At 39.5% G+C, this 17,707-nt stretch carries 12 protein-coding genes; 8 read left to right on the top strand and 4 right to left on the bottom strand.

The features are described from left to right. Together AC1DND_RS02770 and AC1DND_RS02765 are read right to left on the bottom strand one after the other, a co-directional pair. Positions 1-973: penicillin acylase family protein (locus tag AC1DND_RS02770; RefSeq protein ID WP_477578919.1), on the bottom strand; the 973-nt coding region annotated here is incomplete at its 3' end. After that, a complete protein-coding gene (locus AC1DND_RS02765) occupies positions 939-1,649 on the bottom strand; it encodes a penicillin acylase family protein (RefSeq protein ID WP_477578917.1) in 711 nt (236 codons plus the stop codon). The genes AC1DND_RS02765 and AC1DND_RS02770, both read right to left, overlap by 35 nt. A 196-nt stretch (positions 1,650-1,845) precedes the next feature. On the opposite strand from AC1DND_RS02765, the gene AC1DND_RS02760 reads away from it, so the two are divergent. After that, a complete protein-coding gene (locus AC1DND_RS02760; RefSeq protein ID WP_477578916.1) occupies positions 1,846-4,755 on the top strand; it encodes a TonB-dependent receptor domain-containing protein in 2,910 nt (969 codons plus the stop codon). 60 nt (positions 4,756-4,815) lie between these two features. Here AC1DND_RS02760 and AC1DND_RS02755 read toward each other — a convergent pair whose 3' ends face one another. Both AC1DND_RS02755 and AC1DND_RS02750 read right to left on the bottom strand, forming a co-directional pair. Continuing rightward, positions 4,816-5,478 carry a nucleotidyl transferase AbiEii/AbiGii toxin family protein gene (locus AC1DND_RS02755; RefSeq protein WP_477578914.1) on the bottom strand — a complete coding sequence of 221 codons (663 nt, stop codon included), beginning with the start codon at positions 5,476-5,478 and terminating at the stop codon, positions 4,816-4,818. Positions 5,479-5,488: 10 nt separating this feature from the next. Next, positions 5,489-5,971 (bottom strand): helix-turn-helix transcriptional regulator, encoded by a 483-nt coding sequence (locus AC1DND_RS02750; protein WP_477578912.1) that lies wholly within the window; start codon positions 5,969-5,971, stop codon positions 5,489-5,491. 255 nt (positions 5,972-6,226) lie between these two features. Between AC1DND_RS02750 and AC1DND_RS02745 the strand changes: the two genes are divergently transcribed. From AC1DND_RS02745 to AC1DND_RS02715, 7 genes are all read left to right on the top strand, one after another. Next, the gene (locus AC1DND_RS02745; RefSeq protein ID WP_477578910.1) at positions 6,227-8,689 is read left to right on the top strand and encodes a glycoside hydrolase family 31 protein; all 2,463 of its coding nucleotides are present in this window, start codon (positions 6,227-6,229) and stop codon (positions 8,687-8,689) included. Positions 8,690-8,749: 60 nt separating this feature from the next. After that, entirely contained in the window at positions 8,750-10,714 is a 1,965-nt protein-coding gene (glgB, locus tag AC1DND_RS02740; RefSeq protein ID WP_477578908.1) for a 1,4-alpha-glucan branching protein GlgB, read from the top strand. Positions 10,715-11,557: 843 nt separating this feature from the next. After that, complete coding sequence (locus AC1DND_RS02735; RefSeq protein WP_477578906.1) at positions 11,558-13,459, top strand: immunoglobulin domain-containing protein; 1,902 nt, start codon at positions 11,558-11,560, stop codon at positions 13,457-13,459. A 39-nt stretch (positions 13,460-13,498) separates the two neighbouring features. After that, positions 13,499-14,218 carry a hypothetical protein gene (locus AC1DND_RS02730; protein ID WP_477578904.1) on the top strand — a complete coding sequence of 240 codons (720 nt, stop codon included), beginning with the start codon at positions 13,499-13,501 and terminating at the stop codon, positions 14,216-14,218. Between the two features lie 12 nt (positions 14,219-14,230). Further along, positions 14,231-15,169 (top strand): T9SS type B sorting domain-containing protein, encoded by a 939-nt coding sequence (locus tag AC1DND_RS02725; protein WP_477578903.1) that lies wholly within the window; start codon positions 14,231-14,233, stop codon positions 15,167-15,169. A 21-nt stretch (positions 15,170-15,190) separates the two neighbouring features. Continuing rightward, a complete protein-coding gene (locus tag AC1DND_RS02720; protein WP_477578902.1) occupies positions 15,191-16,162 on the top strand; it encodes a PorP/SprF family type IX secretion system membrane protein in 972 nt (323 codons plus the stop codon). Between the two features lie 363 nt (positions 16,163-16,525). Further along, entirely contained in the window at positions 16,526-17,134 is a 609-nt protein-coding gene (locus AC1DND_RS02715; protein ID WP_477578901.1) for a Crp/Fnr family transcriptional regulator, read from the top strand. Positions 17,135-17,707: the final 573 nt, after the last annotated feature.

The following is a 17,707-nucleotide window of genomic DNA, read 5'->3' as shown; positions in this document are numbered from 1 at the left end:
CTCTAGAAGGGTAACRCATCGGAATGCCTTTAACCTCGAATTCGTCCGCCCAGATATCATGTGATAAGCGTTTGGTCCATATCTCAAATACGCTGGCTGCAATTTCATGGGCATCGTAACGTTTGTTCCATTTGTTCAGGTAAGCCAATGCTTCTTTTTGTGTTGCGTTTAATTGCTCATTATTCAATAAGGGCAACAAAGCAGGAACCAGGTTTTGTGCCATAATGCTATAATTATCGGTCTGCATCAAACGGATGCTATCCAATGTAGCCTTGTTCATGGCCGATAAGCGGTCGTTGATCCTTTTGCCACGCTCGTAAGGCGAAAATTCCCAGTTGATGTAATATGGGTAAGTAGTATCGGTAGAAGACTGGTTGGCAGAGCTTACAAAACCACGTGGCGGATTCTTAACTGTTGGATTTTGTGCATTTGGGATCCAGCCATGCCAATCGTAAGCGGGGTCGGTACCATCGAGAATAAACTTGCCCTGATCCTTCCACTTTAGGGGGAATTTACCATTTGGTGTGATGGCAATATCGTTATCAATACTGGCGAAAACAAAGTTCTGTGCAGGTGCGGTATAATAAGTTAAAGCCTTACGGTAGTCGTTATAGTTTTTCCCACGGTTCAGGTAATAAAAAGTCATGAGCTCGTTCGACTCATCATGTGCGATCCACCTCAAAGCGTCGCCAACAGGCACATTATCTGCCCTGCCGTATTTTGGTTTCTGGAAATATACCACGGGCCCGTGATGCGTGTAGTAAACGGTATCTATTTCATCTTTTCCACCACGGATTTTAATCGTTTCCAATCTCTTTGTTGTGGCTTTCCATTTATTGTTGTACCAATATTCGTTGTGGCTGGAATCTTTAAACTTGATCTGATAAAAATCCAGTACATCGGCGGCAACATTGGTCACGCCCCAGGCTATTTTCTGGTTAAAACCTATAATTACGCCCGGAGCGCCGGGCAATGAAACGCCATAAGTATTTACGCCAGGTGCATGTAGTTGGATCTGGTGGAGAAAAGTCCCATTTGGTGCCAACAGGAATGATCGGGTCTTCGCGGAACGGATAATCCGGGAAAAGATTTTTGGTCACCTCGGGGCCGAATTTTTTCAAGATGTTTGTCATGTAAAATTCGTCAGAACCCATGGCTAATACCGCCGACATCTGTTTTAGGAGCAGCGCACATTTTACAGGCGTCCAGTTTTCAGGCTTAAAATCGAGTATTTTGTATTCTAAAGGATAATTGGCTTTAGAAAGCGTTTTGATATATGCATTGATCCCTTCGGTATAAGCTAAGATCATTTCTTTTGCCTTAGGATCTGCCATCATACCTTTTAACGAGTTTTCTGCGCCATAAACCATGCCCATCCGGCGTTGATAACGGTCTACCTCTATCGCTTTATCGCCAACTACTTCACTAATTCTACCCGCTGCAAAACGAGTCTGGAAATCCATTTGCCAAAGGCGGTGCATGGCAGTTACATAACCTTGTGCCAGATACAGATCGTGATCATTCTGTGCAAAAATATGTGGAATCATGCGGTCGTCAAAAACGATTTCGATTTTATCTATTGCCCCTTTGATTTTCGCTTTATGATTAAACATAAAATGATTGTTCTCTGCATTTTGCCAGAAACCCATAAACGGATCTAGGAATTTTAGCAGTGGAGGTGTACTACCTAATTTGGTGTTAAATAAAAAAGCTAATGCTATCGGAATAATGATGCAGAATACGGCTTTAATTTTATTTTATTATGCTAACATAATTTGTTTAATTCAAAAAAAGAATTTAAGTTTATATAACTAATAATACAAACAACCAAATTAACAATCGTTTATGAGCAGAATTTTTACACAGATCTTCTATGTGTTATTATTTGTGTACGCAGGTAATATTGCGGCACAGGCACAGAGTATTACGGTGAGCGGTACCGTAAAAGACAAGCAATCGAAAGAAGGCCTAGCTGGCGTGAGTTTAACCATCAAAGGCCATTCTGGCGGTACAGCCTCCACAAGCAACGGTAGTTTTACATTTACAACAACAGCTAAAGTTCCCTTTACGCTTGTGGCGTCTTACGTGGGCTATGGTACAGTAGAACAGCAGATTACCGGGAATGCTACGGGAATTAACCTGGAACTGGAAACGGCAGTGGTTTTGGGAGGGGATGTGGTTGTTTCAGCATCGCGTACTCCTGAGCGTATTTTAGAATCACCGGTTTCTATCGAGCGGATGAGTGCTGCTTCTATCAGGGAAATTGCCGCACCATCATTTTACGATGCTTTGAACAATATGAAAGGTGTAGAAAGCAGTATGCAGAGTTTAACTTTCAAGTCGATTAACACGCGTGGTTTCAATTCAAATGGTAATACCCGTTTTAATCAATATATAGATGGAATGGATAACCAGGCCCCTGGATTAAACTTCTCAGTGGGTAATATTGTGGGTATAACTGAGCTCGATGTAGATAATGTTGAACTTCTGCCAGGTGCTTCATCTGCTCTTTATGGTGCAGGTGGTATTAATGGTACACTATTGATGACCTCAAAAGATCCTTTTAAATATCCAGGCGCAAGCTTTCAGTATAAAACAGGGGTAAACCATGTAAATGATGACAATAGCAGTGTGCAGCCTTTCAATCAGTTGGATGTGCGCATGGCAAAATCATGGAACAATAAGTTTGGCGTAAAAGCGGCATTTTCGTTCCTTCAGGCTAAAGATTGGTACGGAAATAATTATTCAAACTTCGATAGGGTAGCAAGAACTGCAAAATCTGGCGATAGAAACAGCGATCCAAATTACGACGGAATCAACGTTTACGGTGATGAGGTAAGCCAAAATATGCGTAATGTGGCGCTAAGTGTTCAAAATGCAACTATTGCCGGAATTAATGCAGGGTCTGGTGGTTTAATACCAAACATTAAAACATTAATGGACGGGACTTTTGGTACCGCCATTCCAAATGCAGCCCAGCAAGCGGGGTTTTTGGCGGGATTACCATCTGCATTGCGTGGTCCGGTACAGAATTATTTTCCTTTTTATGTTGGTTTGAAAGCAGGTTTAATCCCTAATCAAAATATTTCAAGAACTGGTTATAATGAAGAAAACCTGGTTGATTATAGTACCAAATCGTTAAAAGCATCTGGTGCATTATATTACAACATCAGCAATACAGTACAAATAGTTGGACAGGCCAATTGGGGAACAGGAACTTCGGTATATACCGGTTCTGACCGTTATTCGCTCCGCAATTTTAATATCGGGCAATATAAATTAGAATTAAAAGGTGAAGATTTCTTCCTTAAAGCCTATACTACGCAGGAACGTTCGGGTGATTCTTATATTTCTTCTATTTTGGGCAGTTATATTAATGAATTATCAAAACCATCAACAAGCTGGTTTCCACAATATATTGGTAATTATGTAGGTGCAAGAGCGGCAGGTCAAACTGATGTACAAGCACAGGCTTTTGCCAGAAGTGTTGCCGATCAGGGGCGTTTCGCACCTGGTTCTCCGCAGTTTATACAGGCTAAGGATCAGATTATGAATACCACCATCAGTGCCTCAGACCCTAGTAAAGGTATTTATGGTGCAAAATTCGATGATAAATCTAACCTTTACCATTATGAGGGAATGTACAACTTTACCAATCTTTTTGATAAAGTGGTAGAATTTCAGGTTGGTGCATCATACCGTTTATATGACTTAAATTCGGCTGGAACAATTTTTAATGACTTGACAAATTCCATCGATATTAAAGAATATGGTGCGTTTGCACAGATCGGTAAAAAACTTTTTAACGATAAGGTTAAATTTACTTTTGCAGGTCGTTATGATAAAAGCCAGAATTTTGAAGGCCGGTTTACACCAAGGGTAACCGGTGTGTTCACTGTTGCCAAAAATAACAACATCAGGGTTTCTTACCAAACAGGTTACCGTAACCCAACCACACAAAATCAATACATCGACCTTTCGGTAGGTGGAGGTTCTCAAAGATTGATTGGCGGTTTGCCAGAAATTATGTTTTCTAAATACCATCTTGATAGTAATAAGCCTTATACCGACGTAAGTTACCGCGCGTTCTTAGCCTCGGCAGCGGCAACAGGAACACCTAACCCTGCATTGTTGCAACAATATACTTTTGATTCAAAAGGTGTCCGTCCAGAGAGTGTTCAATCTTATGAGTTAGGTTATAAAGGATTGCTTCTTCCAAATTTATTGGTTGATGCTTATGGTTATTATAACATTTATAAAGATTTTATCACAGCAGTAGATGTTTATCAGAATGTTAACGGAAGTTTTGTGAAATTCGGTGTTCCAGTTAATGCAGAAGGTAAAGTAACCTCTTATGGTGCAGCTTTAGGTTTAGATTATTTAGTGGGTAAATATACCATCAGCGGTAACGTTTCCTATAACGAAATCGGCGATTTACCAGTTAATTACATTAACGATTTCAATACTCCAAAAATTCGTTACAACCTGGGTTTTGGCAATAAAGAAATTATTAAAAACTTTGGTTTTAATTTGGCGTATCGTTGGCAAGACCAATTCTACTGGAATTCTTCTTTTGCCTCAGGTCAGGTACCTGCATACAGCTCTTTAGATGCGCAGGTGAGTTTACGGATCCCTTCAGTACAATCAATCATTAAACTTGGCGGTTCTAACGTGCTGAACAAATATTATTTTACTTCTTACGGAAATCCATCGGCAGGCGCTATCTATTACGTAGCCATTAGTTTTAATCCATAACCAGTTAATTGAGTTTTAAGGGCCTTCTACGCTAAAAGTATAGAGGGCTTTTTTGTGCCACTATACGACTGGTTTATCCTTGTTGCTGCTATCAATCGCCTCTGTTAAATCTTCTTTAACGAACTCCCATATTTTCCCTTTTAAACATATTGGATCGAAGTCATCGTCAGCTGTAAGAAAGTTAGTGAAGTTTTTTCTGATCATTTCTTCATCGTGAGTCCATTCGAAACGTTTTTTATGAAGTTCAATCATATCACTTACACTATAATTATCTAGCAATTCATGTAAGTCCCAAAAATCTTTCTTTCTGCCACCTCTTTGTACAATATCCATCTTCATTGCAATGATTTCAGGTATGGTTGCCATACGCACACTATCATGATCCGCATGATCTTCAAAAAAGGGGTCCATGCTGTAAAAGAGATCCAGCTTAACAATGTTCTCTTTATGCGTACCAATAAGATAGGACTTTCCTAGACYTGCAAATTGACCAAAATTACCTTGAACGAAGGCAAACTTATTCCTGAGTAACTTCTCAATTCGATCAAAGTCTATTGATCCATATTCTGCATCTGTAAAAAGATCAATGTCGACCGATAAACGGTGACCGAGATAAAGACTAAGCGCTGTTCCACCAACCAGCCGAAACTTAGATAGCTCCTTTGCTTGCATAAGTTCAAGCAAGCAGCTTTTTAAAAGTTCGTTAACGGTATTCCAATACATAATTTGATTTTTAGATATCTCGACCGGTTTGGTCAATACTATTAATGGCTACTTTATTCACTAAATCTTGTCCGTAATATCTAATTAGTTCATTTTTTTCATCACTATTTCCCCGCTCCAATACCCTTTGAATAACAGATTTATATTGGCTTTTCCAGTTTATTTTATCAAAATCTGTATCCCAAAAAAGTATCTTTCTGAGAATTGATAAATCAGGTTTATCGGCTGCATTCCGTTTATCTTTTTCTTTCTGTATCTCATAGTAAGCCTGGAGTATCAGCATGGTGCCCTCTTCTAAACCCAAAATTTGATCTAGCTTAATGGAAAGTGAAGCTGTAACTCCTCTCTTACCTTTTGTAATATCATTTAAGGTCTGAGGATATTCGTTTAAGGAAAGCGCCAATGGGCCCTTTTTAAGCCTCCTTTTTTTAAGCTCACGTTCCAGTATAAGGCCGGGGTGGATACCTTTAAACTTATTGATCAATTTTTCCATATTCAAAAATAAACAAAATTGTTTATAAATTTATGTTTATAAATAATTTACAATCTAGCTTTCTATCAAACAAAGGACGATACTAAATCTTATGGCAAAATTGTGAAATAACATGGCTTAGTGTAAAAATCACACTATTGAAAACAATCTTTTCATAAAAAGCTACATCCCTTTTGTAAAATATTTGTATTATAGTACTTTCTTAAGCACATCCCGGTTTAAGAACCATGAATTTAAAATTTTGAATAAATAAGGATGGAAGCGCAAAACGACAAACCTAACGAGACAAGTGACCTGGTCGAAAAGGAGCAAGAAATACAGCATTTAAACAATCCAGTTGATATATCGGTAAAGCCAATTGTTAAACAATACCTCGGTGCAGTTAAAAAAGTAAAAAAGGAGGGCAACCGTTTTTATTTTTCTGATGGCGATGCAAGAGTAGAAATTCGGGTGGTAAGCGACGATATTATCCGCGTTCGCCTGGCTCCTCATGGCGTTTTCTTAGAGGATTTTTCTTATGCCGTACCCGAAGTAGATCAAAAAGTGTCTGTTTTTAAAATGCAGGAACATGATGATCATTTCACGATCTCTACCCATGCGGTAACCTGTAAAATAGAAAAAGCAAACTTCCATATTTCTTTTTCTGATAATATTACCAATGTAGTAATGGTTGATGAAGCCAATTCTATGCACTGGGAAGAAAATGTAGATTTTGGCGGTTATTATATCTACGCAACCAAAAAATGCCACCCTGAAGAAAATTTCTTCGGTTTGGGCGATAAATCTGGTAATTTTAACCTGCGGGGGCGCCGTTTCGAAAACTGGAATACCGATGCTTACTCTTTCGGTTGGAACCAGGACCCACTTTATCGTACCATACCTTTTTATATCGGTTTGCACAATCAGGCCGCCTATGGTATCTTTTTCGATAATACCTTTAAATCGTATTTCGATTTCGGGTCGGAGGATGTAAATAAAACCAGTTTCTGGGCCGATGGCGGAGAACTGCAATACTATTATATCCATGGCCCGCATATTATGGATGTTGTTAAACGTTATGCAACTTTAACGGGAACACACCCGATGCCACCAAAATGGACTTTGGGTTATCAGCAGTGCCGCTGGAGTTATTACCCTGAAACAAAAGTTAAAGAAATAGCCAAACAGTTCAGGGAACGTAAAATCCCTTGCGATGCCATTTATCTGGATATCGATTACATGGATGGCTACCGTTGTTTTACCTGGAATAAAAAATACTTTCCAGATCCGCGAAGAATGATCAAAGAGCTATCTGATGATGGTTTTAAAACCGTTGTAATGATCGATCCTGGAATTAAGGTAGATGACGATTACTGGGTTTTTAAAGAAGGCAAAGAGAAAAGATTTTTCTGTCGCCGCAGCGACGATTATTATATGGAAGGGCATGTTTGGCCAGGACGCTGTCAGTTTCCCGATTTCACCAATCCAAAAGTACGGAGCTGGTGGGGTAATTTATATAAAGAGCTGGTAGATATGGGCGTTGCAGGTTTCTGGAACGATATGAACGAACCAGCTGTTTTCGGTTCAGGAACTTTCCCCAACGATGTCCGCCATAATTATGATGGTTACCGCGGCTCACACCGTAAGGCACACAATGTTTATGGCATGCAGATGGTGCGTTCTACCTACGAGGGCTTAAAAAAACTGATGCGCAATAAACGTCCGTTTACCATTACAAGGGCTGGTTATGCGGGCATGCAGCGTTATGCAAGTGTTTGGACCGGCGATAATATCGCAACCTGGGAGCATTTAAAGATCGGAAATATACAGTGCCAGCGTTTATCAGTTTCTGGTGTGCCTTTCTGTGGAACAGATATCGGCGGATTTAGTGGTGAGCCAGATGGCGAATTGTTTACCCGTTGGATCCAGCTAGGTACATTTTCTCCTTTCATGCGTGCACACTCTGCCGGCGATACCGCTGAACGGGAACCTTGGAGCTTTGGCCAGTTTTTCGAAGATATCAACCGTAAGTTTATCGAATTAAGATATCGTTTAATGCCTTATCTATATTCAGTTTTCTGGGAGCATCATCGTTATGGCTTTCCTATTTTAAGGCCTTTAGTGATGCTTGAGCAAGAAAATATCAGCAACAGTTTCCGTCAGGATGAATTTTGCTATGGTGATAAACTATTGATATGCCCGGTTTTAGAACAGGGTGCAATATCTAGAAAAGTTTACCTCCCAAAAGGTACCTGGTATAATTTCTGGACCAACGAAATCCTGGATGGCGGTAACGAATATACGGTTGATGCAAAGATAGATAGTATGCCAATGTTTGTAAGGGCAGGTACAGTTTTGCCAGAATATCCGGTAATGCAATATGTTGATGAAAAATCTATTACCGAAGTGGTATTGAATATTTATCACAGCGATTACGAGGTTAATTCATACATGTACGAAGATCATGGCGATACTTTTGCTTACGAGCAGGATATTTATCTGGAAAAGAAATTCACTGTAAAAGGCGATACTCAGGCCATTAAAGTGAATCAGCGTAATGAAGGATTGTATACGCCTAATTATGAATTTTATGTTTGCAATGTTATTGGCGTAAAATTCCAGGTCAAAAAGATCATTATCGACAATAAAGAGGTGAAAGACTTTTATACCGATGATCAGAATATCCTGCATTTTAAATGCAATAAGAACTTCTTAGAAATACAGATCTTGAGTCTGTAAACATTGAGCCCCAAATGCTGTTTGGTATTTGGGGTTTCATCTAATCTAACCAAAATACCTATGCCAGCAGCAAAAAAAGTTCTTGTAAAAAAATCATCCCAACCAAAAACTGATCAACAGAAATCCGTTTGGATACACAGTTTATTTACCGATTACGATATTGATCTTTTTCTTGTAGGAAAGCATTTTAGGCTTTATGAGAAAATGGGCTCACATTTAATTACCGTTGATGGAACCGCTGGAACTTATTTTTCGGTTTGGGCTCCAAATGCCATCCGTGTAAGTGTAGTGGGTAATTTTAACGATTGGGACAACGCTTCACATCCGCTGAGCGTGCGGTGGGATAAATCGGGTATCTGGGAAGGTTTTATCCCCGGAATTGCAAAGGGCGAAGTTTATAAATATTTTGTTAAAGGTTTTGATGAATCTGAGCATTTAAAAGGCGATCCTTATGCCAGAAGATGGGAACATCCGCCACAAACAGCTTGCATTGTTTGGGATACCGATTATACCTGGAAAGATAAAGCCTGGCTTAAAAAAAGAGCAAAAATAAATGCTTTGGATCAACCCATCTCGGTATATGAGATACATCTAGGTTCTTGGGAGCGCGATCCGGATAATCCAGAACGTGTTTTGAACTGCAGGGAAGTTGCTGGCAGGCTAGTGCCTTATGTAAAGGAAATGGGTTTTACGCACGTAGAACTGATGCCTGTAATGGAGTTTCCGTATTTCCCTAGCTGGGGTTATCAGATTACAGGTTATTTTGGTGCAAGTTCGCGTTATGGTTCTCCACAGGATTTAATGTATCTGATTAACGAGCTCCATAAAGCAGATATTGCGGTAATATTGGATTGGGTTCCTTCTCATTTTCCAGGCGATAGACATGGTTTATATGAGTTTGATGGAACACATCTGTACGAACACGCCGATATGCGGAAAGGCTTCCATCCAGACTGGAAATCATACATTTTCAATTATGATCGAAACGAAGTACGCTCTTTTTTGATTAGTAATGCGTTGTTTTGGATTGACCAATATCATGCAGATGGCCTAAGGGTAGATGCCGTAGCATCGATGTTATATTTCAATTTCTCCAGAGAAGATGGAGATGCCGCAACAAACGAATATGGTGGAAGTGAAAACTTTGGGGCCATACAGTTTTTGCAGGACCTGAATGTTGCCGTTTATGGAAATTTTGAGGGTGTACAGACCATTGCCGAAGAAAGCAGTACTTACCCTGGTGTAACCCATCCGGTACATGCTGGCGGATTGGGTTTTGGCATGAAATGGATGATGGGCTGGATGAACGATACCTTAAAGTATTTTAAAGTAGAAACCCTCGGCCGGAAACACCACCATCATCAGTTGAGCTTTAGCATGACTTATGCCTTTACCGAAAATTTCATGTTGCCTTTCTCTCATGATGAAGTCGTACACGGTAAATCGCCAATGTTGTATAAAATGCCTGGAGATGACTGGCAGAAATTTGCAAATTTAAGGGCGCTTTATGGTTATATGTTCACCCATCCGGGAGCAAAACTGCTGTTTATGGGGAATGAGTTTGGCGAAACCAACGAATGGAACTTTACGCAATCGCTAGATTGGCATTTGCTTCAATACGCGCCGCACAAGGGCATGCAGGAAACCGTTAAGGCTTTAAACTTTCTGTACCGTAAAGAACCCGCATTGTATCATTTCAATTTTAGTTATGAAGGCTTTCAATGGCTCGATGCCGATAATGCAAACGAATCTGTCTTCACATTTATGCGCAAAGGACCAAAAGCAAAAGATACTTTGGTTGTTGCAATAAACTTAACGCCGGTGGTGCGTGAAAATTATAGAATTGGTGTTCCTTTTAAAACCAAATGGACAGAAATTTTTAATACTGATGATATTGTTTATTATGGAGGCGGCATTAATAATCGCGGGGACATTGTTCCTGACCCAGAGGGTTATAACGGACAGGAATATTCAATAATTGTCGATTTGCCACCCTTGGCGGTAGTGATTTTTAAGAGCAAATAAAAGATTGTTTGCTACTATATCACGCCAAAACTTCAATTTTTTCTAAAATGCCTTAAAATAAGAAAAGCCTCCCATTGCTGGAAGGCTTTCTTAAACTCTGGAGTGGAAGCTTCCAGAGAGGGTGCAAAGATACAATAACCATTGTTTCTTGCAAGTATTATTTTTTAAATAATTTTTAAGCTAAAAATATTTGTATAAAACATTGTTGTAAAGTATTGTTGGTTAGTGTTTAAGCTTAATTCTGGCTTTAAAATCTCTTCCATCGGTGTGGGCTCAAATATTATCGAAGCTTGGGTTAAGGTGCGAGCTGTTAATCACACTTTGGTGCCTGCTCTGTCTGGTACCGCTGAAATTCCCCGCATTAATAAATACCGAAATTTTTTCTAAAACTTTCGCTGTCATAAAACCAAATTCCCTAAAATGGGTTAGTTTTTTGGTTATTATAGATATATTGATCATCTACAAAATGGCCTTCCTAACTCATTTTAAAGTTTCTTTTCTTTTCGTACAGCAATAGCCAAATTCGGGCATACCACCTCAGGTGATGCAAGAGATCGGCAGGATGTTTAAGGCTTAACAGATAGGCTAAAATTTTTGTTCTGGAAGCAGCTATACAAATCAGGTTCGGATGACTTTGTTTTTGTTGATAAATATCAACAAAACAGGTTTTTACGTTTTGGTAAAGGCTTTAATGAATAAAGTGAACGGATAATGTGGCATTGGCCCGTAGTACTTTTGTATCACAAGCAAACAAACAAAATTTAATTTTTACGTCATCCCAAACTTACATTGAAAAGGCGCTCTTGTCTATCTTTCCTGGTGTTTGTGTGCGTTTTTTTACCTGTGTTTTTACGTGCGCAGTGTTTAAAACCGAAACGAACTTATGCAAGCCATCAGGGTTATCTCAGAGAAGGACTAGGTATACTAGGTGGTCCTGCACTATTTTACGGGGAGATTGAAAATGCCGACAACGCAGTAAATGGTGTGGTTACCGATGCATCGACGCTAAAAGTAGGTTTAGGGCTCCTAAATGCTGCTGCAACAACTCAATTTTTGGAATTTAAAGATGGAGGACTGACAAGTACATTTGCAGCTAATACTTCAGTGATAGTCAAAATATCTGTTCCCAGTCAGTTAGTGGGGGTTTTAACAGGAGTAGAGATCGGTTCCTTTACAAATATGCATGATGTTTCTGCCTCTTGGCCACTTATTGGTTTGGGGAATTTTGCAGGGCAGGATGCTGTAAAAACACCTATTTATAATTCTGTAAATATTGCGGAAGTTATAAGTGGAACAGGGGAAATCGAGATTGCCTTAACACCACATCAAGCATTTAACGGGGTGTATGTAAAGCTTTCCAGCATAGTGGCCTTAGGTTCTTCCATTAAGGTATTCCATGCTTATGTTATGGAAAATACCACTACGCCACTAGCTTGTAATGAGGTAGTTGATGTGCTTTCTGGTGTGATTCCAACGGTAGTGGGCGGAGTTCTTAATGTTACTGATTTTGTTGATAAGCCCGAGCGCGCAATTGATGGAGATGTAGAGACCTTCGCGGCGTTGAATACGGGGGTTTCTGTTCTTAATAAGGTTTTTTTATCTCCAATCTACAGCAATCCTTCGCAACCTGGAGATGAGGTGACTATTATTCTTTCTAGCCCTTCAGCTCTTCTTGAGGCTGATCTATTGACCGGGTTTACTGTTCAGCCTTATCTCAATGGGGTAAAAGCTGGTCCGCCGTTTAAGAAAACGGGTACTTTTCTGAGTATTGATCTGTTAACCGGAAGTACCGATAAGTATGTAATGACTTTTCCAGTAAGCACTTCTTATGATCGTTTGGAGATTTCTGYGGGAGGCGTTCTTGGTGCTCTTGACGCTATAAGGGTGCATGAAATAATACGCAAGCCCGCTAAGCCTATAAGCGCAGGTATCGTAAATAATAAGTATGAGCAAGAAGTGTGTCAAGGTTCAACGGCTACCTTTACGCTTAACAATTTGCAGGCCTGTACCACATATAAATGGTACGATGCTGAAACCGGAGGGAATGAGGTCGGATCTGGTTCAACCTTTGCGCCGCCAACAACACTTACTGCTGGTTCATACGATTATTATGTGAGGGGAGTTAAAACGTATTGTTCAACCGAAATTTCGGATCCCCTAAAGGTTACACTTAAAGTAAATCCACTACCAACTTTAAGCGTTCCTGGCACAACTATTTGCAGCGGATCTTCAGCAATACTTTCGGTTACAACACCTGATGCTGGCTTCACCTACAACTGGTATTCAGTGGTGTCAGGAGGGACAACACTAAAAACAGGAAATAGCTATACTACCCCTGCTCTTAGTACAAATACTACTTACTATGTAGAGGCCGTTAATCAATTAACAGGTTGTAAAAATGCAAGTCGAGAGCCTGTAGATGTTATTTTAAATCCATTACCGAATTTGACCTTTGAACCAAATCCTGGTATTTGTGAAGGACTTACTACAACCAAAATTGCTTACACTAATCCGGTTTTCGACCCCATTAGTTATAGCATCTCCTGGGCCGGAAATTTACTTCCTGCCGTTTCAGATCAAACTTTGCCAGCAAATGAAATTACGATCAATGTTCCATCAAATACACCGGTAGCAGTATATCAAGGGGTATTAACCATTAAAAATGCAAACGGCTGCGAACGGGCTATCCCTTTTAGTTTTAGGGTAAAGCTTGTGCCACATAAACCTACAGTATCTATTAATTAAAAAAGAAAATAAATTATTCATCCCTAACAAATTAACATTATGACAAAAAAATCTACAAAACGCAATCTAAGAATCTTTGTATTCTTAATGTTCTTATTGCCGCTGGGTGCCTTTGCACAAACGCCAAATGTATACCTGTGCGGAACAGGTACAGTAAAATTGAATCCAACTTTCACCGGTTATACACCTGTTAATGGCGATAAAATTGTATGGACCGTTGACGGAACTGCAGAAGCTACGGTAGTATATAATGGTTCAAATGCTTTTTATCAGATCGCAACAGGATTAGCAGTGGGAAACCATACTTATTCTGTTCAGGTTCAGCCAGCAGATGCGAATCTCTGTCCTAGTGATGCCTCTGATAATACCGTTGTAGAAAAATTACCTACGCCTATTATCGCTGTTGCAGCTCCCGGAAGTGTTTATTGTACCGATCAAACAGCCGCCACAGTAATTACGGCGAGCAAGGATGCTTCAATAACATTGCCAACTGGTGTAACCATGACTTATGTTTGGTCTGCAACTCTCGGCGGTACCGCAGTGGCTGATATTACAACTTTAGGTGCAGCTTCTGCTTCTGGAGATACTTTTACACTTAAGGCTGGCGTGGCTCCAGGCGCGTATGTTTTCACAGCTATCGGAAGTTATGCTACAGGTGGTGTTCAGATTGTACCTGCAACAACTTGTACTGCAACTGCCGGCAAAGCAATCACTGTTACTGTTAAACCAGGTAAAGCAACTATCGCTGTAGCGCCATAAGGTTTAACCATTATGATGTTTAATAGGTTAAGGATAATTGTGTTCGGTGTGCTGCTGCTTTCTGCAGCAGCATGCTTTGCGCAATCTGGCAATCCGAATACGCTTAACCTTAAACCAGGCGTTACTGTTAAACTGAGGGCCAATGGCACAGGTGCTACCTCTTATCAATGGTTCAGAAATGGAAACGCCATTTTGGGAGCTACTGAGCAAGATTATGTTGTAAATACTGCAGGGAAATATACCGTTATTACTTTTAGCTTAGGTGGCTGTAGCTCCGATCTGTCAGAAGAAATGGAAGTGGTGATGGAGACAGCCATATCAGCAGATGTTTCCATAGTTAAAAGATCTGAAAGCAGACAGGTAATCAATACCGAGGTATTTAAATACAATTTATTAGTGCGCAACAACGGGATCGGTGAGGCTACCAACATACAGGTAAAGGATGACCTTCCAGAAAATTTAACCTTCGTAAGTGTTGATCCAACTATTGTGGGTACCGCAAGTTATAACGATCAAACCAAGACAGTTTCCTGGGCGATCCCGTCACTTGCCAATGGCAGTTTTGTTGAGCTGATCATTAATGTAAGAGCAATGAAACCTGGTAATGTTGTTAATAGTGCCAGGGTTACCATCAATGAAATAGATCCCGATCCATCTAACAATATATCAGTTGATACCAAAGAAATTACAGGACTTAAAATACCTAATGTGTTTACGCCAAACGGCGATGGAAAAAATGAAACCTTTTTTATTGAACGCTTAGACCGCTATAGCGAAAACCAGCTTACCATTATTAACCGCTGGGGAAGCACGGTTTATGAGAAAGACGGCTATTTAAACGATTGGACCGCGAATGGTTTGGTAGATGGAACGTATTTCTATGTGCTTAAAGTAAAAACCACAACTTCCAAATGGCAGGAATTTAAAGGTTATGTTACAGTTATCAGGTAAATGGAACTAAAATGTGAGGATATGAAAAAGATAATTTTAACGGTATTGTTTAATTTAATCGGCCTGTGCCTGTTCGCGCAACAGAATGCCCAGTTTGGACAATATATGTTCAATGGTTTATACATCAATCCCGCTTACGCAGGCTATAAAGAAGAACTGTATATGCAGGCCTTTGTGCGGGCGCAATGGACAGGTATTCAGGGCGCTCCCCAAACGCTTTCCATATCGGTAGATGAAGCGGTTAAGGAAGAAAGTTTAGGTTTGGGTTTATTGGTGTCGAAAGATAAAATTGGCGCACAGAACTCGTTAAACCTATCAGGGAATTTTGCTTACCGCATTAAGCTAGACCGTACCGAAACCAATGTACTTGCTTTTGGCGTTGGAGTGGGAGTAATGCAGATGGGGCTTAACGGAAGTTTATTAGATCCAAATGAAACCAGCGACAATAAGATTCCGACAGGATATGAAAGCCGAATTGTACCCGATATTAGGGCTGGTGTACATTATTCGAACGAAAAATTTTTTATCGGTTTCTCTGCCAATAACCTGCTTACACAATACCTTCCTGTTTTTAGGGATAATAATCTTTTAAGTATTACTTCTAAGCCGCATTTTTATTTAACGGCGGGAATGGTATTTCCAATGAACAATGATTTTATGTTCAAACCTACTTTTTTGATCAAAGATGATTTGAACGGGCCAACCTCATTGGATCTTAATGCTTTTTTAATGATCAAAGAAAAACTTTGGTTAGGTGCTGCATATAGAACCTCCGTAAAATTTTATCCTAAGCCAGCATTACAAAGCGATTTAAGGGCAAGGAGTGCCATCGGGTTGATTACTGAGTTTTTTGTCCGCGAAAACCTCCGGATTGGCTATGGTTACGATTATAGTTTAAATAAATTCGGCAGCTATGATTATGGCTCACACGAAATATCTATTGGGTATTRTCTGCAAACTGCAAAAAGCAGAAGGCCAAAATGTTACTTCTAATAATCGGGTGCCTTCCACCCGGACTTTCTTTTTTACTGAGTGTCTATTATTCTGCATGTGGTCTGCGCGCATTTGCTTTTTTTGTGAAAAAGATGAACGAAATGAATGTTGTAAAAACGTTTCGTTTTATTTGTTACGTTCTTTTTTAAGATTGTCAGCCTCTGCCATGCATATTCTATTCGTTGTTTAATAAGACTAAACTCCGCATTTTTACCCGGATAAATCAGTTTGTGTTTCAAAATATTAAGAAATCCTCATTATAAAGGTGTTTAAACATCATAATTGCCTTAATAATCTACTTTATTTTTATATTCCGTTAAAAAACGCTATAATTAAGGGTCTTAAGTCTATCCCTATTTGTGTATGCTCGAATCCCGAAAGGTATTTTTAGTAAACGCTGTATTAAATTATTTCAGCAGTTTATGCCCTATAACCTCTGGATTTATCCAGGAAATAGAAAAAAATGTAGATACTCTTCTGATCAAGAAAAATAAATACATTTTATCTCCCATTGATAATAATGATTATGTTTTTTTCGTAGTATCAGGCTTGGTAAGAGGTTTTATTAAAGATGGTAATAAAGAGATTACCACTTGGATCAGTTTAGGGAACGAATTTATTGGAGCGATTCAACATCCCGATGAAAACGTTCAGCCCTCAATTGAATATTTGCAGGCATTGGAAAATTCAGAATTGGTTGCCATTCCACACTTATTGATTGATAAGCTTTACGCTAGTTATCAGGAAACGAATGTTATTGGTAGAAAGATTTTAGCGCTCCAGTATCATGCCGCCTCAGAACGGGCCATAATAGCTAGAATCCCTTCGGCAGAAAGGCGTTATGAKAAATTTTTGGAACTAAACTCTTTTGATATATCTAGAGTACCATTAAGGTGTATAGCCAGTTATTTAGGTATGCGTTTGGAAACCCTTAGCCGCATACGCAGTAAGTTGGTAAGAGAGCTGGTGTAGTTAACGGTTGATCATAATGGGTTAGGTCGATCTGTGCGAAGAATACTCATTTTAAACGCTATGTTTACATAACATTATACACTTTTTACATATTGATGTACAACCTTAAATTGCATATACTAAACATCATATTTGTATTTAAATTTGGGTAAGTAAAAATTAAATCAACGGGACGATTTAGATTACATTCGTAAGCCTCTCTTTTTAGGGAGGCTTATTTTGTTTCAGCCTGCCAGTGCTTATATACCAGTTAGAGGGGGATACGGCGGCGGAGCCAGTTCTTGTGGTTCATCCTGCGGAAGTTCTTGCGGTAGCTGCGGTGGCTGTGGAGGTGACTAATAATTTTTGTTGCTTTAAATTAAAATCTTCATCAAATCTTAATCTTTCTGCCGTAATATTGTAGGCATAAGGGGTGAGAGCCTTATATCAACTTCTAGTTGAGAGCGTTAATTTAGATAGAGGATGTAGCCAGTGGCTACATCCTTTTTTTATCCCTGGCATGTGGATATGAAGAGGCTAAATGTTTGACTAGACAATTTCAAGTTTTGTCTCTTCAAGTTCCTTCAATAATGC

This window comes from Pedobacter sp. 01N416 (assembly GCF_056399685.1).
Note: the sequence above shows the minus strand (reverse complement) of the source record. Positions and strands in the feature narration are given on the sequence as shown.

Bases quoted from the DNA above. Each gene is read 5' to 3' on its own strand.
- AC1DND_RS02745 (WP_477578910.1), top strand. From the start codon at position 6,227: ATGGAAGCGCAAAACGACAAACCTAACGAGACAAGTGACCTGGTCGAA.
- AC1DND_RS02765 (WP_477578917.1), bottom strand. From the start codon at position 1,649: ATGGGTTTCTGGCAAAATGCAGAGAACAATCATTTTATGTTTAATCAT.
- AC1DND_RS02750 (WP_477578912.1), bottom strand. From the start codon at position 5,971: ATGGAAAAATTGATCAATAAGTTTAAAGGTATCCACCCCGGCCTTATA.
- glgB (WP_477578908.1), top strand. From the start codon at position 8,750: ATGCCAGCAGCAAAAAAAGTTCTTGTAAAAAAATCATCCCAACCAAAA.
- AC1DND_RS02725 (WP_477578903.1), top strand. From the start codon at position 14,231: ATGATGTTTAATAGGTTAAGGATAATTGTGTTCGGTGTGCTGCTGCTT.
- AC1DND_RS02760 (WP_477578916.1), top strand. From the start codon at position 1,846: ATGAGCAGAATTTTTACACAGATCTTCTATGTGTTATTATTTGTGTAC.
- AC1DND_RS02730 (WP_477578904.1), top strand. From the start codon at position 13,499: ATGACAAAAAAATCTACAAAACGCAATCTAAGAATCTTTGTATTCTTA.